This window comes from Massilia sp. Dwa41.01b, from assembly GCF_014171775.1.
Lineage (GTDB): Bacteria > Pseudomonadota > Gammaproteobacteria > Burkholderiales > Burkholderiaceae_D > Telluria.
In genome coordinates this window covers 2,976,886-3,002,795 of the sequence record NZ_CP050454.1, presented here as the reverse complement: position 1 = coordinate 3,002,795, position 25,910 = coordinate 2,976,886, and the positions used below count along the sequence as shown (strand labels likewise).

Below are 25,910 nucleotides of genomic sequence, written 5' to 3'. Positions count from 1 at the left end.
GCGCCGGGGTGGACCGAGAGCACGGCCGAGGCATTGGCACGCGTGCCCTGAAGCCTTTCATGCATGCACCCGGCATGCCATGACGATTTCGGATAGCTCTTGCGTGTTTCGTTATGGGTGGCGCCAGTTGCCCTCTTTTAGTATGTGATACGTCCCAAGCCGGCTGCGACCGGCCGGCGGCTGGGCCCACGCTTCGGCCAGCCATACGCCATTCATACCAATCAGGAGACTTGCATGACCCGATTCAAAGTCAAGCCGATCTGCGCCGCCATCATGCTGATGTCGGCCTACGGGGCCAGCGCGCTGGCGCAAACCACCACCGAGCCGCAAGCAACGGCAGCCACCGATGCCGCGCCCGAATCGGCCCAGGCGCCGGCCGTCGTGAAAGTCACCGGCCTGCGCCAGAGCCTGCGCTCGGCCGAGGCGATCAAGCGCGACGCGGTGCAGGTGGTCGACGCCATCAATGCCGACGACATCGGCAAGTTCCCCGATCGCCAGGTGGGCGACGCGCTGCAGCGTATCGCCGGCGTACAGGTCGGACGCGACCGCGGCCAGACCAGCTCCGTCATCATCCGCGGCCTGCCCGACGTCGCCACCACGCTCGACGGCAACGAGATCTTCACGGCCGCCGGGCGCCGCCTGTCCTACGAGGACCTGGAAGTGCAGTCGATCGGCGGCCTCGAAGTCTACAAGTCGGCCACGGCCAACCAGTTCGAGGGCGGCATCGCCGGCGCCGTCAACGTGCGCCTGCGATCGCCCTTCGACTTCCCGGGATACACGGTTACCGGTTTCCTGGAAGACCGCGTCCAGAAGACCAACGGCAGCGACGCCACCAAGACCAAGCACAATCCAGCCGGCGGCTTCCTCGTGAGCGATCGCTGGAACACGCGCTTGGGCGAAATGGGCGTGCTGCTCGACGTTGCGCTGCACCGCGAGAATTGGACCTATCCGGTGCAATGGGTGGACCGTCCGACCAACGTGTTTTCGGTCAGCCCGGACGGCACCGCTACCCGCATCGGCAATACGGCGCCGTTCGCGCCCGTGAATGCCGGCGATGTGCTGGGCCAGCTACCCAACATCGGCGGCATCTACAATAGCGGCGACCGCGAGCGCCAGAGCGTGCACGGCGCGTTTTCGTGGAAGATCAGCCCGCAGCTGCAGGCCAGCGCCCAGTACCTGGGTATGGGCTACCAGGGCAAGAGCGCGGTCAACTACATCCTCGACATCGTCACCTGGGCGCCGCGCCTGAACAACGTGGTGCTGGCTCCCCAGGGCAACCACTGCAACACGCCGGTCGGCGTGATCTGCCCGATCCTGTCGGCCAACGCGCCTGCGGCGCAGTTCGGCCCGGGCGCCTACGACTGGGACCCGTACACCGCCACCAGTACCTGGGGCCAGGACGAGCGCACCACGACGAATTACCTGAACCTCGGCCTGCGCTATGCCGAAGGGCCGCTCACGCTCAATACCCAACTGGCTTACACCCGCTCGAAGTTCGTCAACGACACCATCATCGTCGACCAGCAGATTCCGGGCGCCAGCTCCAGCGTGTTCGCCTATGGCAGCGATGGCCACGGCGGCTACAGCGCGGTGACCACGCCCACCAGCGCCAACGCGCTGCGCGACCCGAGCCAGTACGTGCTGCGCGGCCTGGTGCAGAACTGGAACGAGCAGCGGGGCGACCAGTTCCAGCTGCGTTCCGACGCCGTCTATCGTCTCGGTGGCGACGGCTTCTTCGATGCGATCACGGGCGGTATCCGCCTGTCCTCGCGCAAGGCCAGCTACCATGGCGCCGAAGGCCACTCCGACTTCGCAGGTCCCGTGCGCCCGACCCCGATCGGCCAGTTCGGCGTACACTTCGAGGAAATCGTGCCAGGACTGGACCGTCTCGGCGGCCCCTGGGCCACCCCCTCGGCCGACTTCCTGCTCAACAACCGCGACCTCGTGCGCAATGGCTACGGCGCACCGAGCGGCCGCGTGCCGGAAGACCCGACGCGCCTGTTCGACCAGCGCGAAAAGAGCGCCACCCTTTACCTGTCGGCGCGCTTCGGCACCAAGCTTGGCAACATCGACCTCTCCGGCGAGGCCGGCGCCCGCGTCGTGCGCGTGAACCGCGACCTGCGCGGCAAGAGCCAGATCGGCGACGTCGTCAGCGATGTCGACCTGTCGACTTCGGAAACGAACGTCTTGCCGAGCATCGCCGCCACCGTCGGCTGGACCGAAAACCTGCAGTCGCACCTGTCCGCCGGCAAAACCATCACCCGTCCGGGTTTCCGCGAGATGAATCCGGCACTGTCGCTGATTCCGCCGACGGTGAACGCGCCGGGCAGCGGCAATGCCGGCAACCCGAATCTCGATCCGACCCGCTCGACCAACCTCGACGCCACGCTCGAGTACTATTTCGCGAAGAACGGCTATGCGCAGGTGGCGCTATTCCACCGCAAGATCGACGGCTACCTGCAGAACTTCACGGCCGACGAGACCATCGGTGGCCAGGTCTATCGCGTAACGCGTCCGCAGAACTCGGGCGAGGGCACCTTGAAGGGCGCGGAATTCAGTGTCCAGAAGTTCTTCGACTTCCTGCCTGGTATCTGGAGCAATTTCGGCGCCCAGTTCAACTACACCTGGATCGACGGCGAGAACGAAACCAAGACCCAGTTCGGCACCGACAGTTTCGCCAACACCGCGCTGATCGGCGTGGCCAAGCAGAACTACAACCTGGCACTGCTCTATGAAGGCAACGGCATCACCGGCCGCCTGGCTGCGACCCGCCGCGGCGACTATGTCGAGCAGATCGCCGAGCCGCCGTTCAACCAGGACCGCATCGTCAAGGCGAACACCTTTGTCGACCTGAGCATCGGCTATGAGCTGAGCCGCAACCTGTCGCTCCACTTCGATGCGATCAACCTGACGCATGCGAAGTTCAAGAGCGAACTCGGGCCGTATCAGCCGCGCGATATCCGCTACAACCCAACCACGTATGGGCTGAGCCTGCGCTATAAGTTGTAAGGCGACGTCACGCCAGCCGGGTAGCACACGCAAGACCGACGACCGCCCTGCGCCGGGCGGTCGCCGCTTTCCAGGAGACAGAAAGTGCAGCAGACTTACCAGAACCCGGTCTACCCGGAGATCTTCGCCGATCCCTTCGTGCTGAAACACGAGGGCGTCTACTATGCCTACGGCACGGCACCGGGCGGCGCGGATGGGCGCCAGATTCCGGTCCTGCGTTCGACCGACCTGGTGCAGTGGGAGCCCGTCGGGCACGCGCTCGACAACAACGGCGCCGAGCATTACTGGGCGCCGGAAGTCGCTTTCCACGAAGGCCGCTTCTACATGTACTACTCGTCCGGCTCGGCCGACGAGGGCACCGACCAGAAGCTGCGCGTGGCGGTGGCCGAGCATCCGGCCGGGCCGTTTGTCGACAGCGGCAAGATCCTGGTGCCGGACCAGCCGTTCTCGATCGACGCCCATCCGTTCAGGGACAAGGATGGCCAGTGGTACCTGTTCTACTGCGTCGACTTCCTCGAGCTGGAAGACGATCACCGCGTGGGCACCGGCATCGTCGTCGACCGCCTGGTCGACATGACGACCCTCGCCGGCGAGCCGCGCGTGGTGGTGCGCCCGCACGAGGACTGGCACGTGTTCCGCAAGGGGCGCACGATGTACGGGCGGGTCTATGACTGGCACACCGTGGAGGGCGCCTCGGTGCAGGTCCACGACGGGCGCTATTACTGCTTCTACAGCGGCGGCGCCTGGGAGCGCGAGAACTACGGCGTCAGCTATGTGGTTGGCGACCATCCGCTCGGTCCCTACGAACGCCCGCAAGGCGGCCACGAGGCCCTGCTGATGGGCAGCCGGCCCGGCATCATCGGTCCCGGCCACAATTCGTTCACGGTCTCGCCCGATGGCAGCCAGACCTGGATCGTCTACCACGCCTGGGACGAGGCGCAAACGGCGCGCCGCATGTGCATCGACCGCCTCGACTGGGAGGGCGCGCGGCCAACGACGCACGGCCCGACCTCCGCTGCGCAGGCGGCCCCCTCGGCCTGAACCACCACGGGGCGGGTGCAGCCGCTGCAAGACGCCCGCGTACAGGGTAAGATGGCGCTTTTCCCAGACACAGGAATCGATACGCCATGACGACGTCCAGCTATCCAGACACCCGCCTCCTCATCGCCAACGAATGGGTCGAGGCCACCGGCGGCAAGACCATTCCGGTCGTCAATCCAGCGACCGGCCAGGCCATCGGCACCGTGGCCCATGCGGCCATCGCCGACCTCGACCGCGCATTGGAAGCGGCGCAAAAAGGTTTCGAAGCCTGGCGCCTTGTGCCGGCCGCCGAGCGTGCCGCGGTCATGCGCCGCGCCGCCAACCTGCTGCGCGAACGTGCCGGCGACATCGCCCGCCTGCTGACCCAGGAACAGGGTAAACCGCTGGCCGAAGCCAAGGGCGAAACCCTGGCCGGCGCCGAGATCATCGACTGGTTTGCCGCCGAAGGCATGCGCGTGTATGGCCGCATCGTCCCGTCGCGCAACCCTGCCGCCCAGCAGCTGGTGCTGAAGGAGCCGGTCGGCCCGGTCGCCGCGTTCACCCCGTGGAACTTCCCGATCAACCAGATCGTGCGTAAACTCGGCGCCGCGCTGGCCACCGGCTGCTCCTTCCTGTGCAAGGCGCCGGAAGAGACCCCAGCCTCGCCTGCCGCGCTGATGCAGTGCTTCGTCGATGCCGGCGTGCCGCCCGGCGTGGTCGGCCTGGTGTTCGGCGACCCGGCCGAGATTTCCGGCTACCTGATCCCGCACCCGATCATCCGCAAGGTCACCTTCACCGGCTCGACGCCGGTCGGCAAGCAACTGGCGGCACTGGCCGGCGCCCACATGAAGCGCGTGACGATGGAACTGGGCGGCCATGCGCCGGTCATCATCGCCGAGGACGCGGACGTCGCCCTGGCCGTCAAGGCCGCCGGCGCCGCCAAGTTCCGCAACGCCGGCCAGGTCTGCATTTCGCCCACCCGCTTCCTGGTGCACAAGGCGATCAAGGACGAATTCACGCGCGCGCTGGTCCAGCATGCCGAAAGCTTGAAGCTGGGCGACGGCCTGGCGGACGGCACCAACCTGGGGCCGCTGGCCAACGCCCGCCGCGTGAGCGCGATGGCCAAGGTGGTCGAGGATGCGCAGGCGCAGGGCGCCGTCGTCGCCACCGGCGGGGCACGTGTCGGCGAAGCCGGCAACTTCTTCGCGCCGACCATTCTCGCCGACGTGCCCCTGACGGCCTCGGTCTTCAACGACGAGCCTTTCGGCCCGATCGCGGCCGTGCGCGGTTTCGAGACCCTGGAAGAAGCGATCCTTGAGGCCAATCGCCTGCCTTACGGCCTGGCCGGCTACGCCTTCACCCGTTCGATCAAGAACGCCCAGCTCCTGATGAACCGCATGGAAGTGGGCATGCTGTGGATTAACCAGCCGGCGACGCCAAGCGCCGAACTGCCGTTCGGCGGCATCAAGGATTCGGGCTATGGCACCGAAGGCGGCCCGGAGGCGATGGAGGGCTACCTCAACACCAAGGCCGTGTCGATGGTGGGCATCTAGGCGTCTGATATGCCGGGCCGGCCGTGCAAACGGCCGGCCCGTACGTTTTCCCCTCAGTGAAGGAAGAAGATGGTCATCGAGAGTGCGGAGTTCCTGATCAAGGCAGGGATGGAAGAGGCGTTTGAAGCGGCGGTGCGCGAAGCGACGCCGCTGTTCCGGCGTGCGCGCGGCTGCGAGGGCATGGAAGTCCAGCGCGGCATCGAGCACCCGCGCAGCTACCGCCTGCTGGTGCGCTGGCAGACGGTCGAGGACCATAACGTCCACTTCCGCGGCAGCGCCGACTTCACCGAGTGGCGCTGCCTCGTTGAACACTGCTTCGACGGCACGCCGTCCGTGAGCCACCTGGCTACGGTCCACCAAGGGTTTTAGGGCGCGCAGCCATGTGCCGCAGTCATGTGTGTTAACTACCGCCCGCCGACACCGGAGCAATTCGGTTCGCTCGGCGCCTTCAGCGAGCTGCCTGCGGACTGGCGCTGGCCGGAAGAGACCTGGAAGGATTACGACGCGCCCATCGTCCGGCGCGGCGAGAACGGCAGGCGAGAAGCCTGCCTGGCCAGCTACGGCATGGTCCCGCGGCGCATGATTCCGCCCGAGATCAAGCCCTTCGATACGATGAACGCGCGTGCCGAATCGCTGGCCGAACGGCGTTCGTTCGCGCCGAGCTGGCGCCGCCTGCAGCTGTGCGCGGTGCCAATGGCCTGGTTCTACGAGCCCTGCTACGAGAGCGGCCGCGCCGTGCGCCATGCGATCGGCATGCGCGACGATGCGTTGTTCTATGTCGCCGGCCTGTGGCGCGACTGGGCCGAGCCGGATGGCGGCGTGTCGACCTCGTTCACCCAGATCACCATCAACGCGGACGAGCATCCGCTGCTGCGGCGGATGCACCGGCCGGGCGACGAAAAGCGCTCGCTGGTGGTGCTGCCGCATGAGGAGGTCGACAGCTGGCTGGCCTGCGGCGACCTGGAGCTGGCGCGCAGCTTCCTGCGCCACTATCCGGCCGAGCGCATGCGCGACTGGCCGGCGCCGAACGCGCCGCGTAAACCATCCGCGCCGGTCAACCTCGAATTGTTCTAGGACGCGCGCCGCCCTGCGCCCACTCCAGGCGGGCGCAGGGGCAGTGCGCAGCCCCCCTTAGCCGGCCTGGTCTTGCGCGGCCTTCTGCTCGGCCAGGCGCGCGTCAGGGCAGCAGCCAGGCGCTCGCCACGGGACAGCGACATCAGGTGCGCGTGGATGGCGTACAGGGCGCCCGAGCGGTGCAGTTCCAGCACCGTCGCGTCGTCCAGCGCCATCAGCTTGTCGCGGTCGACGACGTGGACGCCATTGAGCGCGTAGCGCTGCTCGCCGCGCACCATTTCCATCGTACGCGGCACCAGGAGGCCGGCCTCGGCGATGCGCTGCGCCATCTGCGCCGTCTGCTGCATCTGGGTGTGGAACAGCTCCAGGAAGGCGATGGCGTCCTGCAGCAGCTGGGACGGGCCGCCCTGTTCGTCAAACAGGGGCGTGCCCGATTCGCTGGTCATGCGCGGCGATGCCTCGTCGAAGCAGACGGTCAGCTCGCCACCCTGGGCGCCGCCTTCGGCCAGCACGAAGGGGTAACGGCGGGCGAAAGCGGGCAGGTAGGTGCCGCTCTCCCAGTTGCCGTCGGCGTCGACGAACAGGTTTTCGCCGTCGCGCATGCCCATGATGGCGGCCACGGTGTACGGCTGGCCTTCGCCGCCGATGAAGACGACCGGATAGTCGCGGGCGGCATCGGCGATCTCGCTGGCGGCGAGCAGCATCGAGTTGGTGCCGGCGGCGTAGGCGAAATCGGTCGACGCGGTGTCGAGCTTGAGGTTGCGGTGCGCCTCGCGATTGAGGGCGACGGGGCTGCTATAGAACATCATCGAGGCCAAGATCATTCCTTGTGATTGGTGCCCTGTGCGGGCGGCTGGTACGAAAGTCGTCTTCCCGGCGCGGACCTGGTGCCGCGCGTCGAAGCGTCGCTATTCTGGCAAGTTTCGGCGCAAACCCAAAGCGCTACTCAGCATTTATGTCCAAAACGCCCAGATTGTTGTTTCTTGGGTAATGAAAACGGCGTGGGAACCGGGCGGCGACGCATGGTTTCTCCCGGTTATGTCTTCCAATGCACAGTGCGCGCCGGTTTTCTTCTGCAGACTGGCTGTGCTGCCTTGCGCCCGGCCGCAAGCGCAAGGGCGAGGCAGCCGTTTCTTCAAAGGGGAGCACGATGGCGCATGGGACAGCGACAGTGGAGCAGGGCTTGCAGGCGGCCGGGGTCGGCCGCTTCCAGTACCGTCTTTTCCTGATTTTCGGCCTGGTCTGGATGGCCGACGCCATGCAGGTGCTGTCGATCGGTTTCAGCGCGCCCTCGATCGCGCGCAGCTTCGGCCTGTCCACCCCGCAGGCGCTCGAAACGGGGACCCTGTTTTTCGTCGGCATGCTGGTCGGCGCCTTCGGCTTCGGGCGCCTGGCCGACCGCATCGGGCGCCGGCCCGTGCTCATCGCCACCGTCGTGCTCGACGCCTGCTGCGGGGTCGCATCGAGCTTCGCGCCCGACTTCTCCTCGGCTGCTGGCGCTGCGCTTTGCCACCGGCATCGGCGTTGGCGGCACGCTGCCGGTCGACACGATGATGGCCGAGTTCCTGCCGAGCGACCGGCGCGGGCGCTGGCTGGTGCTGCTCGAGTCCTTCTGGGCGGTCGGCACCATCGCGCTGGCCGTGCTGGCACTGGCGGCGCTGCGGTGGGGGGATGACGCCTGGCGCGTGATCTTTTTCGTGACCGGCCTGCCGGCGCTGGTCGGCGTGGTGCTGCGCCCCTTCGTGCCGGAGTCGCCCATGTACCTGCACCGCAGCGGCAGGCTGGAGGAGGCGCGCGCGGTGCTGGCCAGGGTCGCCGCCGTGAACCGCCGCACGGTCGCCATCCCGGCGCTGCAGCTTGACACCGCGCCGAAACATGGCCTGGGGCGCTCTTTGCCGGCGGCCTGCGCCGCCGCAGCCTGGCCCTGTTCGCGGCCTGGGCGCTGATCTCGATCGCCTATTATGGCGTCTTCGTCTACCTGCCCGTGAAGCTCGCGTCCCAGGGTTTCGGTTTCATGCGCGGCCAGGAATTCCTGATCCTGCTGGCCCCGGTGCAGCTGCCGGGCTTTGCGCTGTCGGCCTATGGGGTCGAGCGCTGGGGACGCCGGCCGACGCTGATCGGCTTCCTGCTGCTCAGCGCCCTGGGCTGCCTGTTCTACAGCCTTGGCGACGCCACCGCCGTGGTGGTCGGCTCGACGCTCCTGATGAGCTTTGCGCTGCTGGGCACCTGGGGTGCGCTGTATGCCTTCACGCCCGAGGTCTATCCGACCGACCTGCGCGCCAGCGGCATGGACCTGGCCGGGGCAGTGGCACGCTTCGGCGGCCTGTTCGCGCCGGCCATCGTGGCGCCGGTGATGGCGACCCGCTTCACGCTGTCGCTGCTGATGCTGGCCGCCTTCCTGGTACTGGGCGCCGTGGCGATCGCCTGCGTCGACGTGGAATCGCGCCAGCGCGCCCTGGAGTAATCGGAGCGTGTGACAACACTTCCAGGGCAAGGCGCAGCGGCGAAGACAGTACGCGTGTACGGCGAGCCGCCGCAACGCAGCGATGGGAGTGTAGTCACGCGCTCCGGGAACCCATCATTCTGGGAGGTGCGCCATGCCCCATTCTGGGCCACAATGGGCGCCTACTCGGGGAGGATTCAGATGCGCGACGCAGTCATCATCGGGGCGGGCCACAATGGCCTGGTATGCGCCTTTTACCTGGCACGGGCCGGCCTGAAGGTCACCGTACTCGAAGCGCGCGAGGTCGTCGGCGGGGCGGCCGTCACCGAGGAGTTCCACCCGGGCTTTCGTAATTCCGTCGCGGCCTACACCGTGTCGCTGCTGAATCCGAAGGTAATCCAGGACATGAACCTGGCGGGCCACGGCCTGCGCGTGGTCGAGCGGCCGCTGTCGAACTTCCTGCCTTTCGAGGACGGCCGCTACCTGAAGATCGGCGCCGGCCGCACGCATGCCGAAGTCGCCAGGTTCTCCCAGCGCGATGCCGACCGGCTCGATGCCTTCCACGCCCAGCTCGATGGCGCCGCCGACCTGCTGCGCGAACTGGTGCTGCAAACACCGCCGAACCGCGTCGACGGGGGATGGCTGGCGGTGCTGCCCGAGCTGCTCAAGGCGGGCAAGCTGGGCAAGCGCATGGCCAGGCTGCCTTTGACCAGCCAGCGCGAACTGCTCGACCTGTTCACGAAGTCGGCCGGCGACTACCTCGACGGCTGGTTCGAGAGTGCGCCGATCAAGGCCGCCTACGGCTTCGACAGCGTGGTGGGCAACTATGCCAGCCCGTATGCGCCCGGCTCGGCCTATGTGCTGTTGCACCACGTGTTCGGCGAAGTCAACGGCAAGAAGGGGACCTGGGGCCATGCGATCGGCGGCATGGGTGCGATCACCCAGGCCATGGCGAAAGCCGTGGGCGCACTCGGCGTGGAGATCCGGACCGCCAGCCCGGTGGCCGAAGTGCTGGTGGGTGGCGGCCGGGCCAGCGGCGTCGTCACCGCGAAGGGCGAGCGGCTGGACGCGCGCGTGGTCGTCTCGAACCTGAACCCGCGCCTGCTCTATACCTCCCTGGTGGATGCGACCGCGCTGCCCGAGGACTTCCTGCGGCGCATGCGCGGCTGGCGCTGTGGTTCAGGGACCTTCCGCATGAACGTGGCGCTGTCGGAACTGCCGGACTTTCGCTGCCTGCCCGGGCGCGAGGCGGCCGAACACCACGGCAGCGGCATCATCATCGCTCCCAGCCTGGCCTACATGGAACGCGCCTGGATGGATGCGCGCACGCAGGGGTGGTCGCGCGAGCCGATCGTCGAACTCCTGATCCCGTCGACGCTGGACCCGACGCTGGCGCCGCCCGGCCAGCACGTGGCCAGCCTGTTCTGCCAGCATGTCGCGCCCCAGCTGCCCGATGGCGCCAGCTGGGACGCCCATCGCGACGAGGTCGCGGATTTGATGATCGCCACCGTCGACCGCTACGCGCCGAATTTCAAGCGTTCGGTGCTGGGCCGCCAGATCATGAGCCCATTGGACCTGGAACGCAGCTTCGGCCTGGTCGGCGGCGACATCTTCCACGGCGCGCTCGGGCTCGACCAATTGTTCGCGGCGCGGCCGATGCTGGGCCATGCCGACTACCGCGGTCCGGTCAGGGCCTGTATACCTGCGGCGCCGGTACCCATCCGGGCGGCGGGGTCACCGGGGCGCCGGGCCACAACGCCGCGCGCGAAGTCCTGCGCGACGTGCGCGCATTTCCGCATCGCGAAGAGCGCGTCCGCGAGGCAGGCTAGGCGACTTCGACGCGGCCGAAAAACCCATACTGCAGGCTGGCGGCGATGCGCCGCGCCGCCGCCAGGAAGCCTTCCGCCACTTCGGGCGCGAACAGCCGGTGCACATGGGACTCGAACAGGCCCAGCCAGCGCCGGAAATGCTCGGGCGCGATGCCCTGCAGCGCCATGTGCTTGCCGTACACATTGCCCTTGAATTCGCCGCTCGACAGCATCACGGACGACCAGAAGTCGACCATGCGCGCCAGGTGAGGCTCCCAGTCGGCGCCGATGGCGGCGTCGAACACGGGACCGAGCGTGCTGTCGCGGCGGATGTCGGCATAGAAGTCGTGGACCAGGGTGGCGATCGAATCGCGGTTGAGCTCGGTGTTCATGATGTGGGCGAATGGCGAAGAAAGCTGCAGACTGCATTCTGGCAGATTCCACCGTGCCGGGCGGCCCGCAAAAAGCTCGCTCGCTTCTTGTCATTACGATATGCTCTTGGGAAACTATACGAAGCTGCCGTTCACAAGGGGGGACAATGAAACGACGGGAAGTTCTGGGGATGATGGGTTCGGTCGCACTCCTGCCAGGCGCCCTGCCGGCCAGGGCGCTGGCACAGGGCAAGCCGGCGCCGTTGCCGCATATGCGCGCGCGGCCGGGCAGGGCGGGATGGCCGGGCGCGCGCGAATGGCAGCGCTGCGCGACGAGGTCGGGGGCCGCCTGTCGAGCCCGGTTTCGCCCTTCGCTCGCGGGCAGAGCGACGCCGTCCGCAAGGAAGCCCTGGCCGGTATCAGGAACCCCTTCTATATCGGCGACCATGCGGCGCTGACCCAGACCAGCGGCTGGCAGGACGCGTGGGAATCGCGCCCGAGCAGCTACGCAGTGGCTGCGCAGGATGCACGCGACGTTGCCGCCGCCGTCAAGTTCGCACGGCGCCACAAGCTGCGCCTGGTGGTCAAGGGCGGCGGCCACAGCTACCACGGCGCCTCGAATGCGCCGGATTCGCTGCTTGTGTGGACGCGCAAGATGAACGCGGTCGGCATGCACGAAGCCTTTGTCGGCCAGGGCTGCCCACCTGAGTCGGCCCAGGCGGCGGTGAGCGTGGGCGCCGGCGCCATGTGGGCCGATGCGTATTCCGCGGTCACCACCCGTGGCGGGCGCTACGTGCAGGGCGGCGGCTGCACCACCGTCGGCGTCGCCGGGCTGGTGCAGGGCGGCGGCTTCGGCAGCTTCTCGAAGCGCTTCGGCACGGCGGCGGCCAACCTGATCGAGGCGGAAGTCGTCACCGCCGACGGCGAGGTCCGCATCGCCAATGCGGTCACCAATCCCGACCTGTTCTGGGCCCTGAAGGGCGGCGGTGGCGGCAGCTTCGGCGTGGTCACGCGCCTGACCTTGAGAACCCATCCGCTGCCGGCGTTCTTCGGTGCGGTGTTCGGCGAGATCACGGCCGCCACGCCCGAGGCTTGGCGCGCCCTGGTGGCGCGCTTCGTCGACTTCTATGCCACCAGCCTGTTCAATGAACACTGGGGCGAGACGGTCTCGCTGCGCGAGGGCAAGCGGCTGAAACTGTCGATGGTGTTCCAGGGGCTGGACCGCGCCCAGGCCCAGGCAGTGTGGGCGCCATTCTTCGCCTGGGTGCGCGAGCGCAAGGAATACAGTGTCAAAGAGCCGACCGTGATGGCCGTACCGGCGCGCGAATTCTGGAACCCGCGCTTCTTCGCCCAGCACGCTCCCGGCATCATGACGATGGACGGCGGCGCCCAGGCCTCGCCCGACCGCTTCTTCTGGACCGGCGACGGCGAGCAAGCCGGCTGGTTCATCCACGGCTACCAGTCGGCCTGGCTGCCGGCGAAGCTGCTCCACGCCGAGGGCCAGGCGCTGCTGGTCGAGGCACTGTGCGCAGCGGCCGCCCAGTGGGATTTCGAACTGCATTTCAACAAGGGCCTGGCCGGCGGTGCCCGAGGAGGCGCTGGCCGCGACCGGGAATACATCGATGAACCCGGCCGTGCTCGATGCCTTCGCGCTGGCGATCATTGCCGGCGGCAGCGGTCCGGCCTATCCGGGCCTGCTCGAGAAGCCGCGCGACGAGGAGCGCGCACGGGGCGCGGCGGCCAAGATCCGAGGCGCGATGGACGCGCTGCTGAAAGCTGCGCCGAACGCGGGCGCCTATGTTTCGGAAAGCGATTATTTCCGGGAACGCTGGCAGGATGCCTACTGGGGCAGCCATTATGCCCGGCTCCTGCGGGTGAAAGACGCGCTCGATCCGGGGCGGCTCTTCCATGTCCACCACGGGGTGGGTAGCGAAGGCTGGAGCGCGGACGGTTTTAGCCGCGACCGGCGCTAGGGACGCGCCCGCGCCGGCGCAGGGCTTGCCGCGTCAGGCGACGGCCCTGCCTGTGCTACGCTATTTCGCCCGCTTCGCCTGGCGCGCGGGCGCCGCACCCATGCCCTTGGCCAGCGCGTCCACGCGCGCTTGCGCCTTGCGCTTTGGCGCGGCACCGGCTTCGCCCGCGGACGCCCACACCGCTACCGCGTGCTCCAGCGAAGCGAGCGCGCCGGCGCGGTCGCCCTGGCCCGTGGCGATGTCGGCCTGCGCTTCCAGGATCGGCGCGAGCCTCGCCGGCGGCGCCTGGCTGCGCTCGGCGCGTTCGCGCTGGCGCGCAGCCAGCGGCGCGGCGGCGGCATAATCCTTCAGCGCCAGGTGTAGCGCCGCCATTTCGTCTTCGGCGGCGATGACGTCGGGGTGGTCCTTTGCCGAGGCGCGGCAGCAGTGCGGCATGCACCTGCTGCTGCAGCGCCAGCGCGCGGGTGTCGCCTCGCGTACGGTACAGTGCTCCCATGGCGGCCAGTATGCGGTTGACCTTGTAGACGTGCACCATTTCGGGAGCCGGATAGCCGCGCAGTGCCGTCTCGTACAAGGGCAGTGCCGCGTCCAGTTGCCCCTGCGCATGCAGTATTTCGCCCAGGTCGCTCTGGATATCGGCGGCCATCGTACGCAGCGAGGACACGTCGGCCTTGCTCCGGGCGAGCTTTGCCGCTGCGGCCGCGGCATCGATCTGGCGGCCTTGCGCGAGCGCGGCCTCCTGGCTGGCCGCCGCCGCGGTCATGCTGGCGTCGGCGCGTGCACGCTCGGCGGTATAGCGCGCCAGCGCTTCCCGGCCAAGTGTCGCGGCCCCGGCCAGGTCGCCGGCGCGCACGCGCGCGGCCATGTCCTGTTCGAGCTGCTTGTGCATCAGGTAGGGTGTCGGCGCTTCCACAGGCGGTCGCTGCAGGGGCGCGCTCAAGGCTTGCGCTTCCTTGTAGCGCAGTTGCGCATACAGGACGCTGGCCAGCTCGAAGTCGAGGCGGCGCAGCAGGGCGCCATCCTGCGGGTTGGCCGTCCGTGCCTGCTCACGGAGGCGCTTGAGGAGCGTCTCGGCGCGGGTATTGTCCTGCGCCCGGTAGTAGTAGCCCGCGGCAGCCAGGTAGCCATCGAGCCGGTCCTGCGCCAGCGGCGCGCTGTCCGCTTCGAGCAGGGCAGACAGGCGCGGTGCAATGGGCTTGAGCACGGCATCGTCGCGCATCGCCCCGGCCACCCGGGCCAGGTCGCGCAGGATCGACTCCGCCAGTCTGGTGTCGCCCGCCTTGTCGGCCGCGCCCAGCGCGCTTTCCAGTTCGCCCAGCGCCAGTGGGCAGTGGTGGGCCAGCAAGTCGCGCCGCCCGCGCTGCCACAGGCGGCTGGCAAGTTCTGCGTTCGGTTGCGCCGCGGCCCAGATCGTACGCGCACGCCCGAGCAGGTCGAGCGCGCCTGGCCGGTCCTTCGGCGTCGCGGCGGCATTGCCCGGGTGCCGGGCGAGGGCGCCGGCGGAGTCGGCCAGCGCCTCGGCCAGCAGCAGCTCCCTGCGCGCCCGGGTTGGCCCTGGCCTTTTCAGGGCCGCATCGGCGCGCGTGAGCGCAGCAGGGTCGGCGTGCCGCGACGGGCCGCAGCTTACGGAAGCGGCCTGCACGTGCGCGCAGGCGCCCGCCACCAGCAGGGAAAGGAGGGCGCGCTTCATTCGAGGCTCCAGATGTACTGGACGTACATCGTCATCTGCACCGGATCGCCGTCGATACTGGCGGGGCGGAAGCGGCATTGCGACAGCGCCGAATAGGCGGCGGCGTCGAGGGCGCGATAGCCGGAGCTGCTCGCGACGCGCGTCGCAAGCAGGCGTCCGTCCGCACCCACCGTGAAATGCAGAGTGACGCTGCCTTCCTCCTCGTTACGCGCCGAGCTGCGCGGGTATTCGGGTTTCGGGCACAGCTCCCACGACAGCACTTCGGCATCCAAAGCCTGGCGCGCGAACCTGGGAAAATAGGGAACCTCTGCCGAGGCGAGCGCGGGCAGTATCAGGGCGGTGGAAAGGAGAAGGGAACGCATCGGGATCAGGGTTGGAGTTGAGGGACAAGGGCGGACAGACCGCCTCGCGGCAGGTTCATGCCGGATCGAGCAGCCCGCGGCCGTGCAGCCATTCCTCGGCGCGGCGCGGCCAGGTCGATGCCGTGCCCAGGCCGGGACGCATCGCCATGCCGTGCTCCCCGTGCTCGAACAGGTACATCTCCGCCGGCACCTTGGCGCGTACCAGGGCCTGGTAGAACAGGATGCTGTTCTCGACCGGCACCGATTCGTCGGCCTGGGTGTGGATCAGCAGGGTCGGCGGCGTGGCGCGCGTGACCTGGCGCTCGAGCGACATCAGGGCGATGTCGGCGGCGGACCGGCGCGGCGCCCAGCAGGGCCTTGCGCGAACCGGCGTGCGCCGCCGCTCCGTCCATCGCGATCACGGGGTACATCAGCAGCATGAAGTCGGGGCGGGCGCTGACGCCGTCCAGCTCGGCGCCTGTGCGCCCGAGCGGATGCTCGAACAGGGTGCCGGCGCAGGCAGCCAGGTGGCCGCCGGCCGAACTGCCCATGACGCCGATACGGTCCGGGCGCACGCCGTGGCGGCTCGCGCCCGCGCGGACCAGGCGCACGGCGCGCAGGGACGTCGCGCAGCGGCGCCGGATGGCCGAATTCGGCCAGGCGCGAGGTGAGCACGAAGCTGGTGACGCCCAGGCTGCCCAGCCAGCGCGCGTACTGTTCGCCCTCGCGCACCGTGGACAGGCGCACATAGCCGCCGCCCGGGCAGATGACGACGGCGGTGCCGTTGGCGCGATCGGGCGAGGGAGCGAAGACAGTCAGCACCGGTTCGCTGACATTGCTGGTGCGGCCGTCCTCGACGCGCATCGGACCGAGGCCTGGCTTCGCGCACACGCCGCCCTCGGGCCAGAGGGAAATCGTCTCCGGCGCCGGGCCGAATGCGGGCAGGATGGCGGCGGAGGCGCCGGGCGCGCCCGCGGCCAGCAGCATCCCGGCGGCGGCTTGGGTCATCAGGGTTCTCCTGTCGCGGTTCATGCGAGTCTTGGGGCTCAGGGAAAGACGAAGGATTTTACCAGCGTCAGTTCGCCGGGCGCTCGCATCGGCACCTGGAAGGTCTGCTGCTTTTCCCGGGGCGTGTTCTCGTTGCTGATGATCGTCACCCGGGCGACCGTCAATGCGGCACTTTTATCGTCAACCGCGCCTCCACCGCCGAAGTAATTCACCCAGACCTGGTAGGCGCCCGCGAGCGGCGCCGCGCTGGCGAAGATCTCGGGACCATAGCCGGTGGTGACGTCGACGTCGAGCGCGCCGCCATTGGGCATGACGCGGCTGCCGTACCAGGCGTGGGCGCCATCGGGACCGACCACGTGCATGTCGAGGTCGGTGCCTGGCGTATCCCGGGACAGCACCACGCGCAGGCGTGACTGGGTCTTGCCGCTGTAGCCGTCGTAGAACTGGGTGCGGGCGCGGGAGCCGCCGCCGGGTGAGCGTAGCTCGACGCCGTTCGACCCGCTGCCGAAGCTGTAGGGACGGGCGAAGCTGCCGTCTTCCTGCACCTCGATCGGCATGGCGACACCGTTCACGACCAGCGTCGCCGGCTTGCGCTTGGGCGCGCCGGCGATGCGGCCGCGGATTTGCGCCGTCTCGCCCTGGACCGGCTGCATGCCGACAGAGGCGGCAGGATAGTTGACGGATTGGCTGTACTCCTCGCGCGCACCCTGTGAATTGCGCCAGCCTCCGCGCGGCGCATCCAGCGTGACCTGCGCACCCGCGCTGGCCGCGGCAAGGCACAGCACCATCCAGAATCGATTCTTCATCCTAGTACACGAAAGATTTGACGAGGGTGAGCTCGCCGATGCTGCGAAGGGGGATCACCAGGTCTTCGCGCCGCTCGCGCGCCGTGTTTTCGTTGAAGACCAGGGTGACCCGGCTGGTGATGATGGGCCGCTGGCGCGTGCTTTCGTCGAAATGGTAGCCGCTGTCGCCGAAATTGCCCCAGTAGTTGATCCAGACCTGGTAGAGCCCGCGTAGCGGCGTCGTCATCGTGAACATCTCGGGCCCCGGCCCGTCGACGCTGTCGGCATCGAGCCCGCCGCCATTGGTCAGGAAGGGATGGGCCCAGTAGGCGTGCTGGCCATCGGGCGTGACGATGTGCAGGTCGATCTCCGCCTGGTTGTCGTCCCAGGCGCCGAGTATGCGGAGGGTAGGCTGCGGCCGGCTGCGGTCGGCCTCGTAGAACTGCACGCGTTTCACGGGCTTGCCGTCGGGGCTGCGGATCTCGACGCTGTTCGAACCGCTGCCGAAGGAGTAGCCGCGCGCGAAGCGGCCTTCCTCATCGAGGTAGAGCGGCGTCGGGTTGCCGTTGACGACGAGCTTGTGGAAGGGGCGCTTGTGGCCGGCCGCCTGCAGGCGCCCGCGGATCATGGTGCGGCCCTTCTGGGCACCGCGGTCGATCAGGTTGTACGGGTAATTCACGGCCAGCTCGTCGGACCTGTCGACCAGGCCGGCGCGCTTCCAGCCGCCGACGGGCGTCTCCAGCGTCGTTTGCGCCGGCAGCGGGGGCAGGCGCAGGCGGCGGCCAGCGCGAGCAGGATGGGTAGGCGCGGCATCTCAGAAGCTCCCGAGGTTGGCGTCGAGGAGGCGCCGTGCCAGGCCCTCGACATAGGTTTCGTCCTGCCCGCGCGGATGGCGCCGCAGGGCGATGTGCAGGTATTCGTGGGCCAGCGTGATGCGGTCTTCGCGCGTGGCCAGGGGACGCATGAAAACCCGGTTGCGCGACTGTTCGGGTAGGGCGCGCCGCCATTGAGCGCGCAGACCAGCGGCAGTTGCGGCGGGCGTTCGTAGCCCGGCTGGGTCAGCAAGATGCGTTCCCAGCGCGGCAGGGCCGTAGCGAGCCAGGTTTCGTTCTCGAACAGGCGGCGGCAGCGCGCCCGACCCCGGCGATGCCGAGCACGCCGCCCGGATAGGCCTGCGCCAGGATGGCGTCGAAGCCTTGTCCGGCCTCGGCCTGGCGCACGGCATGGGTCCAGGCCAGCACACCGGGCCCCGGGGTGTCGCGGTGATAGCGCACGGTGGCGTTTTCGACCACCAGGCGGTCGGTCCAGGCGGCGATTGCCAGCGCTGCCGGGCCGGCGGGATTCGGGCCAACGCGCTGGGTGGCACTGCTGTCGGCGATCTGCTGGCAGGAGGCCGCCGCGCGGCCGTTCTGCTCGAGGTAACTGCGCGCGGCCACCGCAAGGGCCCTGGCTGGCGCCTCCGGGGGCGGGCGTTCGCTTCGCGCTCGAGCACGCGCGCCACGTATTCATTGGTGCCGAAGCGGCCACGGATGCGGATGCGCCCGCCCTCGCGCAGCATGCTCATCGAGCCGTTGGCGCGAAAGGCCAGCTGCTGGCCGTTCTCGAAGGAGACGACGTGGCGGCCATGCAGCGGGCCGGGCAGCGCCGGGCCATGTGGCCCCACCAGGCTGCGCACCGGATAGCGCGCGAAGAAGTCGACCACCACGCAGCCGGCATCGACAGCGGGGGCGCCTGGCGGCAGGCTGGCGGCCAGCTGGCGGCCCCATTTGCGGAAGATGCCGGCGCTGGTGCCGGCGCCGCCAAACCAGACCGGGGTGCCGTCGGCCAGCCAGCCGGCGCCGCCGCCGAGTCGCTCCTGCGGCCGCCCGGGCTGGTGCCGGGAATAGGTTTTCACGCGCAGGCGGCTGCCGAACCAGCGCACGCTGTCGGCGCCGCGGCCGTCGAGCACCACGCGCAGCAGGGCATTCTCGGCGTCGGCGCGGCCGGCTGGCGGCATGCTGGCGAGCGCGCGCAGCAGGCTGGCCAGGCTGGCGCTGCGCTCGGGCGCCAGGCCCGCCGGGTCGCGCAGCCAGGCGAATTCGCCGGCCAGCGGGGCGTTCAGGCGCGCGCCCCAGTAGCGCTGCCATGCGGCGCGTTCGAGCATCAGGCGCGTGGGCGCGAAGAAGGGGCCGCAGGATTGGGCCAGGGCGCTGTCGCGGTCGATGCTGCCGCCGGGCTCGCAGCAATAGACTTCTTCAGGCAGACGTCCCTTGCACACATAATCCGGCATCGCGACCCCGGTGTCGGCGGCGTAGACATAGACGAAGAGCTTCCACAGGCTGCCCGGGGCACGGCCGTGCTGGCGTCCACGCGCGCAAGAGGCGCGGCCCCGCCTTCGGCCAGCGCGATCGCCTGGACCTTGCCGTCCCGGAGCCAGGCGACGTCCAGCGTCTCCGCGCCCATGGCGGGGCCGGCGGCCAGCAGCAGCGCCGCCAGGAGCGCCGCCAGGAAGCCTCGCGCGGCAGTGCGCATCACTTCACCTGCAGCACGCGGCGACCGCCGGCGCCCTCGAAGGCCACCTGGTCGGGCTGGTACATGCGGTAGTAGCGGGCCGGCGGCAGGCCATAGCTGCCCTTCTGGGCAAAGCGCAGCAGGTGGCGCACCTTGACTTCGCCCTCGAGCACGTCGATCGGTACCGCGTAGCCGTCGCGGCGGGACACATGGCGCGCGCGCTCGAGCGGGGTCGGCTCCTTCCCGCCCAGCAGCTTGATACCCCAGGTGGTCGGCTCCACGTTCGCACCCGGCGGCAGCGCCACCTCGACCAGGCCGAAGCGCGGGCGGCCGGCTTTGGCCGTCGGGGTCAGGGTCACTTCATCCATGTAGAGCTGGTCGGTGCGCAGCACCTCGCTGGCCTTGAGCGGCTGCAGGCGGTAGCCGTTCTTCGCCGGCACCATGCGCAGGATGCGGCGCTTGACGCCAACCGCCAGCGATTGCACCTGCGGCGCGCGGCTTTCGTATTCGATCACGGCCACCGTGCCGGCCGGCGCGGCCTGGGCCAGGCGCAGGCGTTCCGGCAGGGCGCCGGCCGCGCGCGGGCGCCAACTGGCCAGCGTGGACGCGCCGCTGACGGGCTGCCAAGCCTCGTCCAATACGAGCACAGGTCCCTTCGGCACGGGCGCGCCACCCAGCTTCTTCTGCACCCAGACCAGGGTCAGCGCGCGGTCCATGGTCGGCATCTCCGCGCGCACCGAGGACAGCAGCACGTCCGCCTGGAGGGCGGGCAGGCGACCGTCCAGCAGCGCCAGCGCGCGTGCCAGGGGTGCCGGCATGGCGGCGACCCGCTTCCAGGCCACGTCGACCTGGGCTTCGAGCGCCGGCGGCAGCGCCGTGCCCTCGTCCCCTGCCAGCATCGACAGCAGGGCCAGGCCGAGCGCGTCGCGATTGCCATCCGCCGGCGCGTCGAGCACGAGGGAGCCGAGCGATGCGCCTCGGGCCGTCCCGTCCCGCAGGCGCATGCCGCCGTGGTCTTCCACCAGGCCGGTCACCAGGGTCTGGGTCGGCAGCCCCATCTCATGGGCCAGCCACAGCACCAGCGCGCGATCGAACAGGGGTGCCTTCAGGCCGTGCTTGCCGTAGACCGCCAGCACATTGTTCCAGTGCTCGGCCGGCATCTCGATGCCGAGCGAACGCGCCGCCAGCCAGTCGGCGTAGTAGGCATAGGCCGTCATCAAGGGGTCCTCGCGGGTGCCGTTGCCCCACCAGCCGAACACCGCGTCCGGCCCGGCCATGGCCACCAGGCGCAGGCGTTCTGCCTGCAGCGTGGCCAGCAAACGCTCGCGCACTTCAGGCGCGCCACCCCGCATGCCCTGCAGTGCCATCGTCAGCGGAATCAGGCGGCTCGAGGTCTGCTCGACGCAGCCGTAAGGGTAGTCGATCAGGTCGTCGGCAATGCGGGTGAAGTGGCTGGCGGCCCCTTGCGCGAACGAGACACGCAGGTTGCGCGCGTCCGGCGGCAGCTTGAGCGGCGTGTCCAGGCTTGTTATCGGCACGAGCTGCGTGTGCTGGCTGTTCCAGGCCAGCGGCAGCGTCCGCAGGGGGCATCGAGCGCGTCGACGAGTTTACCGTTGGCGCGCACTTCCAGGCGCAGGGCGCGTGCGCCGCCGGTCAGCGGAAATTCGACGTAGTTGATGCCGGGCTTCGCTGCCAGGCTTGTCGTCATGCGTCCGGTCGCGCTGCCGGTGTCCAGGCTCACTTCCAGCGCTCGCTCTTGCTGTCCCCGGTTGAACACGGCGACGGCCGCGCGCGGCGCGTCGCCGGCGCGCAGCCAGTCGGGCGAGGTCCACTTGGTGTAGACCGCCTTGTCCGAGCGCAGGTAGCCGGTACGCTGGCCCACGCGCCCCTGCGCATCCATCGCCCGCCCGGTGATGCGCCAGCGCGTCAGCGCGTCGGGCATGGTGAAAGTGATGCGCGCGTGGCCGTTGGCATCGGTCTGCAGCGTGGGCGCCCAGAAGGCCGTGTCGACATTGTCGCGGCGTGGCCGCTCCAGCACCTTCACGCCGCGCTCGTTGTAGTTGTGGCGCGCAGGCGCGTCGCCGCCGCGGCCCTGGGCCATGTCATAGCTGATGAAGGAGAGGCTGGCGGTGGTACGCACGTTGTTGCGGCGCGGATGATAGAAGAAGTCGCCGATGTCCGGCGCGATCTCCGGCTGCAGCACATAGATCATCTCGTCGACCACGCCGAGCGCCACCAGGGTCGATACCGGCTTGCCGTCGACCTGGGAAAGGACGTCGAGGGTGACCGTCTCGCCGGGCTGGTAGACCTCCTTGTCGGTCTTGAACTGCAGTGCGATGCGCGGTTCGATCACCTGCAGTCCCGCGTTTTCGAACATGAATTCGCCGCCGCGCGTGGTGGCCACCGAGAACGTCATGTTGGGACCATAGTCGGCGCGCACCGGAATGCGTACCCGCCACTGGCGCGGGGCGACGCGTTGGGACTGGAACCAGTCGGCGCCGCCGGCGGCCAGGCCATGCTGCTCGACCTTGTCGCGCTCGAGCGTGAACAGGGCCTGGTCGGCGTTGTCGGAGAAGGTGACCAGGGCTTCGGCCGTCTCGCCCGGCGCGTAGGCCGCCTTGTCGAGCACGATCTCGATGCTGCCCGGCGTGGCTTGCACGCCGTCGCCGCTGACCCAGTGGCTGGTGGCCGCCAGCAGGTTGCCCTGCGCGTCGCGCAGGCTGAGTTGATAGGAGCCGGCGCGGGCGAAGTCCACGTCCCAGCCTGTTGCGGCCGGATTGAACTCGCCGGCCGTTTTCGCCTGGGTCTCCAACTGCACCATCTCCCAGCGCACCGGGCGCACGGGCTTGCCCTGGGCCTGGACATCGGGCACCAGGTCGAAGCGCACGCGCTGGCCGGGGTCGGAAAATTGGCGTTGTGCCTTGAGCTGGTAGCTGCTTGCCGAGCGCTCGATCAGCAGTTCGCGCGTGGTCTTCACGCGGTAGGCCGCGCCGTCCGTGGCCAGCACGGTCAGGATATAGCGCGACGGGTCGCTGGCCGCCGGCAGCGTGAAGCTGACGTTGCCGCGGGCGTCGCTGGTCATCTCCTGGGTCTTGAGTTCGACCGGGAACATGCCGCTATAGCGCAGCTCGCCCTCGACCATCGTGTTCTTCTGGCTGCGCAGGCTGACGCTCAGGGTGGCGTTCTTCACCGGCTTGCCGTCGGGGTAGCGCAGGGCGATGCTGCCTGAGACGGTTTCGCCCGTCTTGAACTCGGCCTTCGCCGGGCGCACGTCGATCTCGAAGTGGGGTTTCACGTATTCGGCGACGCGGAAGGCGGCGCCATAGGTATCGTCGCCGTAGCGGAAACGCAGTTCGTAGCCGCCGGCGCTTGCGCTATCGGGCAGGCGGAAGCGCGTCTCGGTGCCGGTGGCGGACGAGAATTGCAGGGTTTGCGTGAGGAGGGGCGTGCCGTTCGGATCGAACACGGTGAGGGCGACCGGCCCGGCCTGCGCGGCGCTCGATACGCACGCCGACTTGAACTCGCGTCCCAGGAACTTGACGTTGACTTCGTCGCCCGGGCGGTACAGCGGGCGGTCGGTCACGGCATACAGCTTGGTGTTGTAGATCTCGCTGTCGTAATAGAAGTTCTCGGAGACGAACACGCCGCCGCTGGCATCCTCGCCCAGCACATAGGTGTGTTCCGGGCTGCCGCGCTCCAGCGCGACCACGCCATCCTTGCCGGTGGTGCCCGACTGCAGGACGCCGGTGCCGTCGCTCCAGGCGACATGGGTACCCGGTACGGCGGCGCCGTTGTCGCGCCGCGCGGCCCACACCAGCATCTGGTTCGACGATACCTTGGTGACGGCCATGGTGTCGGACACGAACACGAGCGTCGTGGCACGGTGTTCGCCGATCATTGCCTCGACCAGGTACAGGCCGGGTTTGCGCATGCCGACGGGGATCATCAAGTTGCCGGCGCCGCCCGAGGGAATGAAGTCACTGCTGGAGCCGTCGAGCTTTACGCCCTTGGGCGGTTCGATCGGCCTGGCCTGCCAGAGCGGGTAGCGAAAGCTGTCGACCATCTCGAAGCCGGCGAGCGGCTTGTATTGCGGGTGGTGGGCAAATACGGTCGGGCGGAAGATTGCCTCGCCCGTGGATAATTTCGGCTGCGTGCTGGTGACGGCGCGGCGCGCCTCGGCCGTGAACAGCTTGCGCCAGACCATGCGCGACTGCTTCCACCAGCTGTCCCACAGGTAGCGCAGGGTATTGGCCAGGCCCTCGCCGCGGTAATTGCCGGCCACCTCGATGCGGTGCAGGTTGCGCTGTTTTTTCAGGAACTCGATCGGCTGCGGCACGCGGTAGACGACGACGTCGACGCCGGAATAGGCTTCCAGCCTGGCGCGTGCGCTGTCGCGGCCCGGCACTTCCAGGCGCACCTTCGCCACTTCCTTGCTGCCATAGGTGGCGTCCGAGAGCAGGAAGAAGGGCTCGCCCTTGAAGAGTGTGTAGTTGCTTGGCGCAAGACCGGTCCCGCTACCGGGTTCGCTACCGGGCTCGCCCGCGCTGACGGCGCTGCCGAGCAGCGCCAGGGCCAGCACGCCGCTCAGGGCCAGCTTCACGAAAGAAACGAGAGCCGGTACACGCCGGCGAAATTCGGATTGTCGACCGCTGGCTGCCACCGCGTGTCCTTCCAGTTCATGAGTTGTCGGATCCCGACCCCGCGCAGCCCGTTGTCGACGGGTGTCGTGGTGCCGGTGTGATAGGCCACGCTCGCGCCCATCCACACCATCAGGTGCTGGGCGTCGCCGTGGTCGTAGAAAAGCAGGTCGCCCGGCTGGGCGTCGTTGATGTCGCGTCCGACGGGGCGGCTGTTGTGCTGTACCAGGGCCAGCGCCGTGACGAAATGGCCGACGGTGCCGCCGGTCTGCACCCAGCGGTTGCGCAGCAGCGCCTGCCCAGCGTCCAGGTCGAGTTCGGGCGGCAGGCCTGCGTCGGGGCGCATGCCATTGGCGCGCATCCAGCGTGCATCGTGCGGGCTAAGGGCCTCGGTGACGGCAAAGCGCACCAGGCCCGCGCAGTCGCGGTGCTGCCAGCGTGGCGAGGGGCCTCGCTGCACCTGGTCGCGCACGATGCGCACCATCCAGCCGCGGAAGGCGCGGCTTTGCGCGGGCGTGAGCCGGGTCTCCGCGCGCAGCGGCGCGCTCAAGGCCATGACCGGGCCAGCGCCCAGCGCCATGCCGGCGAGCGCCGCCACCCGGAATATGGCCCGCCGCCGGGTCATCGGACCGGTTGCCACTCGAGCGGCGTCCAGGCGAGGCCCCTGGCCGGGATGTCCTTGACCACCATGCGGTAGGCGGGATACTTGCCGAGTGCGGCCAGGCGCGGCAGCAGGTGGGCGTCGGCGGCACCGCGCAGTACCGACTCGTTGGCCGCGGGCAGGGCCTCGAAGGCTTCCTTCATGGCCAGCTGGGCCAGCGGCGCGGGACTGATGATGCCCACCGTGCGGCCAGGCGCGGGGAGCGTGTCGGAGACGGCCGGCGCCTGCTTGCGCGTCACGGCCAGCACGCGCTCGACCAGGGCCGGGTCGGCCGAGAACACGACCGTGCGGCCGCTGGCGGCCAGGGTCGGCGCGAGCTTGCCTTCGCGGGTGTTCACCTCGCGCTGCCAGCGCCCGGGGTGGCTGGCCGGGCATCTGCACCGCCAGCGGGATCGGTGCCGACGGCGGCCGCGAACAGCTTGCCCGGGGAATCATGGCCGGTAGCGGCAGCGGCCTGCGTACGCTGGGCAATGAACACCGGCGTGTACAGGCGCGAGGACGGGTACCAGCAGGCCGCCACCGGTCCCGCGAATTGCGCCGGCAAGCCGCGCAGCGCCTCGGCCTCGCCGAAGTGCTCCAGCACCGGCGTCATCGACTTCCAGTCGGCCGGCACGCTGAAGCAGGCACTCGCATCGTGGGGCAGGGCAGCCCACAGGGCGCTGCTGTCGTAGCCGCCCTTGGGCAGGCGGGCGCCGTCGATCAGTACCTGCGAACGCCAGGCTCCGCGGCTGAAATCGAAGCGCAGCGCCTGCAGGGCGCCAAAGAAGGGCTGGTAGCCGAAGGAGAGGAAATCGCTTTTGACCAGCACGCTGTGGCCCGCGGGGATGCCGCCGGCGACCTGGAACTGGCCGTGGAACACGCCGTGCGCCCTGGGGTCGGCACCGAGCAGGCCGGCGACGATGGCCGCCGCGCCCGGGTCGGGGACGGCGTCCTGTTGCGCGGTCTCGGGCGGCTGCCGGCCGGCGTCCGCCGCGCCATCCGGCTGGACTGCGGCCACGGGAGCGGCGAGTGCGGGCCCCCGCGCGCACGCCGTAGAGCATGCCCGGA

Annotated in this window: 17 protein-coding genes and 5 pseudogenes; 9 read left to right on the top strand and 13 right to left on the bottom strand. The window is 69.2% G+C overall.

The window, feature by feature from the left end; all coding sequences use genetic code 11:
- Window positions 1-234 precede the first annotated feature (234 nt).
- From G4G28_RS13785 to G4G28_RS13765, 5 genes are all read left to right on the top strand, one after another.
- Entirely contained in the window at window positions 235-3,009 is a 2,775-nt protein-coding gene (locus G4G28_RS13785; protein ID WP_182988699.1) for a TonB-dependent receptor, read from the top strand.
- Between the two features lie 84 nt (window positions 3,010-3,093).
- Window positions 3,094-4,050, top strand: a complete 957-nt coding sequence (locus G4G28_RS13780; protein WP_183107478.1) for a glycoside hydrolase family 43 protein — start codon at window positions 3,094-3,096, stop codon at window positions 4,048-4,050.
- Between the two features lie 86 nt (window positions 4,051-4,136).
- Window positions 4,137-5,582 carry an NAD-dependent succinate-semialdehyde dehydrogenase gene (locus tag G4G28_RS13775; protein ID WP_183107477.1) on the top strand — a complete coding sequence of 482 codons (1,446 nt, stop codon included), beginning with the start codon at window positions 4,137-4,139 and terminating at the stop codon, window positions 5,580-5,582.
- A 69-nt stretch (window positions 5,583-5,651) separates the two neighbouring features.
- The gene (locus tag G4G28_RS13770; protein WP_182988698.1) at window positions 5,652-5,951 is read left to right on the top strand and encodes an antibiotic biosynthesis monooxygenase; all 300 of its coding nucleotides are present in this window, start codon (window positions 5,652-5,654) and stop codon (window positions 5,949-5,951) included.
- A gap of 24 nt (window positions 5,952-5,975) precedes the next feature.
- A complete protein-coding gene (locus tag G4G28_RS13765; protein WP_182988697.1) occupies window positions 5,976-6,656 on the top strand; it encodes an SOS response-associated peptidase in 681 nt (226 codons plus the stop codon).
- On the opposite strand, the gene G4G28_RS13760 is transcribed toward G4G28_RS13765, so the two are convergent.
- Window positions 6,653-7,465, bottom strand: a complete 813-nt coding sequence (locus tag G4G28_RS13760) for a SapC family protein (protein WP_229508092.1) — start codon at window positions 7,463-7,465, stop codon at window positions 6,653-6,655. The two genes, G4G28_RS13765 and G4G28_RS13760, sit on opposite strands and share 4 nt — an antisense overlap.
- A 341-nt stretch (window positions 7,466-7,806) precedes the next feature.
- Here G4G28_RS13760 and G4G28_RS13755 point away from each other — a divergent pair.
- Window positions 7,807-9,120, top strand: a pseudogene (locus tag G4G28_RS13755) (MFS transporter).
- A gap of 153 nt (window positions 9,121-9,273) precedes the next feature.
- Window positions 9,274-10,221, top strand: a pseudogene (locus G4G28_RS26265) (phytoene desaturase family protein); the annotation flags it as partial.
- Between the two features lie 703 nt (window positions 10,222-10,924).
- Here G4G28_RS26265 and G4G28_RS13745 read toward each other — a convergent pair.
- Window positions 10,925-11,299 carry a group III truncated hemoglobin gene (locus tag G4G28_RS13745; protein ID WP_183107475.1) on the bottom strand — a complete coding sequence of 125 codons (375 nt, stop codon included), beginning with the start codon at window positions 11,297-11,299 and terminating at the stop codon, window positions 10,925-10,927.
- Between G4G28_RS13745 and G4G28_RS26260 the strand changes: the two are divergent.
- Both G4G28_RS26260 and G4G28_RS28345 read left to right on the top strand, forming a co-directional pair.
- Window positions 11,298-12,152, top strand: a pseudogene (locus G4G28_RS26260) (FAD-dependent oxidoreductase); the annotation flags it as partial. The gene G4G28_RS13745 and the pseudogene G4G28_RS26260 sit on opposite strands and share 2 nt — an antisense overlap.
- 748 nt (window positions 12,153-12,900) lie before the next feature.
- Window positions 12,901-13,251, top strand: a complete 351-nt coding sequence (locus G4G28_RS28345; RefSeq protein WP_308600591.1) for a BBE domain-containing protein — start codon at window positions 12,901-12,903, stop codon at window positions 13,249-13,251.
- Between the two features lie 55 nt (window positions 13,252-13,306).
- On the opposite strand, the gene G4G28_RS13735 is transcribed toward G4G28_RS28345, so the two are convergent.
- The 11 genes and pseudogenes from G4G28_RS13735 to G4G28_RS29245 form a co-directional block, all read right to left on the bottom strand.
- A complete protein-coding gene (locus G4G28_RS13735; protein ID WP_183107474.1) occupies window positions 13,307-14,941 on the bottom strand; it encodes a hypothetical protein in 1,635 nt (544 codons plus the stop codon).
- On the bottom strand, window positions 14,938-15,303 hold the full coding sequence (locus G4G28_RS13730; protein ID WP_182988692.1) for an energy transducer TonB: 366 nt from the start codon (window positions 15,301-15,303) through the stop codon (window positions 14,938-14,940). Before G4G28_RS13730 ends, G4G28_RS13735 begins: the two co-directional genes overlap by 4 nt.
- Window positions 15,304-15,358: 55 nt before the next feature.
- On the bottom strand, window positions 15,359-15,616 hold the full coding sequence (locus tag G4G28_RS26250) for an alpha/beta hydrolase (RefSeq protein ID WP_229507630.1): 258 nt from the start codon (window positions 15,614-15,616) through the stop codon (window positions 15,359-15,361).
- Window positions 15,617-15,740: 124 nt separating this feature from the next.
- A pseudogene (locus tag G4G28_RS26245) lies at window positions 15,741-16,031 on the bottom strand (hypothetical protein); the annotation flags it as partial.
- 297 nt (window positions 16,032-16,328) lie between these two features.
- Window positions 16,329-17,096, bottom strand: a complete 768-nt coding sequence (locus G4G28_RS13720) for a YfaP family protein (RefSeq protein WP_183107473.1) — start codon at window positions 17,094-17,096, stop codon at window positions 16,329-16,331.
- A gap of 1 nt (window position 17,097) precedes the next feature.
- Window positions 17,098-17,754, bottom strand: a complete 657-nt coding sequence (locus tag G4G28_RS13715) for a YfaP family protein (RefSeq protein ID WP_202033848.1) — start codon at window positions 17,752-17,754, stop codon at window positions 17,098-17,100.
- A 135-nt stretch (window positions 17,755-17,889) separates the two neighbouring features.
- On the bottom strand, window positions 17,890-19,344 hold the full coding sequence (locus tag G4G28_RS13710; protein ID WP_183107472.1) for a DUF2300 domain-containing protein: 1,455 nt from the start codon (window positions 19,342-19,344) through the stop codon (window positions 17,890-17,892).
- Window positions 19,345-19,585: 241 nt separating this feature from the next.
- Window positions 19,586-21,103, bottom strand: a complete 1,518-nt coding sequence (locus tag G4G28_RS26240; protein WP_229507629.1) for a hypothetical protein — start codon at window positions 21,101-21,103, stop codon at window positions 19,586-19,588.
- Window positions 21,094-24,165, bottom strand: coding sequence for an MG2 domain-containing protein (locus G4G28_RS26235; protein WP_229507628.1), 3,072 nt, complete (start codon window positions 24,163-24,165; stop codon window positions 21,094-21,096). The genes G4G28_RS26240 and G4G28_RS26235 overlap by 10 nt, the downstream gene beginning before the upstream one ends.
- The gene (locus tag G4G28_RS13700) at window positions 24,162-24,827 is read right to left on the bottom strand and encodes a DUF1175 family protein (protein WP_183108472.1); all 666 of its coding nucleotides are present in this window, start codon (window positions 24,825-24,827) and stop codon (window positions 24,162-24,164) included. The genes G4G28_RS26235 and G4G28_RS13700 overlap by 4 nt, the downstream gene beginning before the upstream one ends.
- A pseudogene (locus G4G28_RS29245) lies at window positions 24,824-25,860 on the bottom strand (DUF2138 family protein). The gene G4G28_RS13700 and the pseudogene G4G28_RS29245 overlap by 4 nt, the downstream one beginning before the upstream one ends.
- Window positions 25,861-25,910: the final 50 nt, after the last annotated feature.

Excerpts from the sequence above, each read along its gene's own strand:
- G4G28_RS13735 (WP_183107474.1), bottom strand. The coding sequence starts at position 14,941 with ATGAAGCGCGCCCTCCTTTCCCTGCTGGTGGCGGGCGCCTGCGCGCAC.
- G4G28_RS13765 (WP_182988697.1), top strand. The coding sequence starts at position 5,976 with ATGTGTGTTAACTACCGCCCGCCGACACCGGAGCAATTCGGTTCGCTC.
- G4G28_RS13745 (WP_183107475.1), bottom strand. The coding sequence starts at position 11,299 with ATGAACACCGAGCTCAACCGCGATTCGATCGCCACCCTGGTCCACGAC.
- G4G28_RS26250 (WP_229507630.1), bottom strand. The coding sequence starts at position 15,616 with ATGTCGCTCGAGCGCCAGGTCACGCGCGCCACGCCGCCGACCCTGCTG.
- G4G28_RS13710 (WP_183107472.1), bottom strand. The coding sequence starts at position 19,344 with ATGCCGGATTATGTGTGCAAGGGACGTCTGCCTGAAGAAGTCTATTGC.
- G4G28_RS13720 (WP_183107473.1), bottom strand. The coding sequence starts at position 17,096 with ATGAAGAATCGATTCTGGATGGTGCTGTGCCTTGCCGCGGCCAGCGCG.
- G4G28_RS13760 (WP_229508092.1), bottom strand. The coding sequence starts at position 7,465 with ATGATGTTCTATAGCAGCCCCGTCGCCCTCAATCGCGAGGCGCACCGC.
- G4G28_RS13700 (WP_183108472.1), bottom strand. The coding sequence starts at position 24,827 with ATGACCCGGCGGCGGGCCATATTCCGGGTGGCGGCGCTCGCCGGCATG.
- G4G28_RS13770 (WP_182988698.1), top strand. The coding sequence starts at position 5,652 with ATGGTCATCGAGAGTGCGGAGTTCCTGATCAAGGCAGGGATGGAAGAG.
- G4G28_RS13785 (WP_182988699.1), top strand. The coding sequence starts at position 235 with ATGACCCGATTCAAAGTCAAGCCGATCTGCGCCGCCATCATGCTGATG.
- G4G28_RS28345 (WP_308600591.1), top strand. The coding sequence starts at position 12,901 with ATGAACCCGGCCGTGCTCGATGCCTTCGCGCTGGCGATCATTGCCGGC.
- G4G28_RS13775 (WP_183107477.1), top strand. The coding sequence starts at position 4,137 with ATGACGACGTCCAGCTATCCAGACACCCGCCTCCTCATCGCCAACGAA.
- G4G28_RS13730 (WP_182988692.1), bottom strand. The coding sequence starts at position 15,303 with ATGCGTTCCCTTCTCCTTTCCACCGCCCTGATACTGCCCGCGCTCGCC.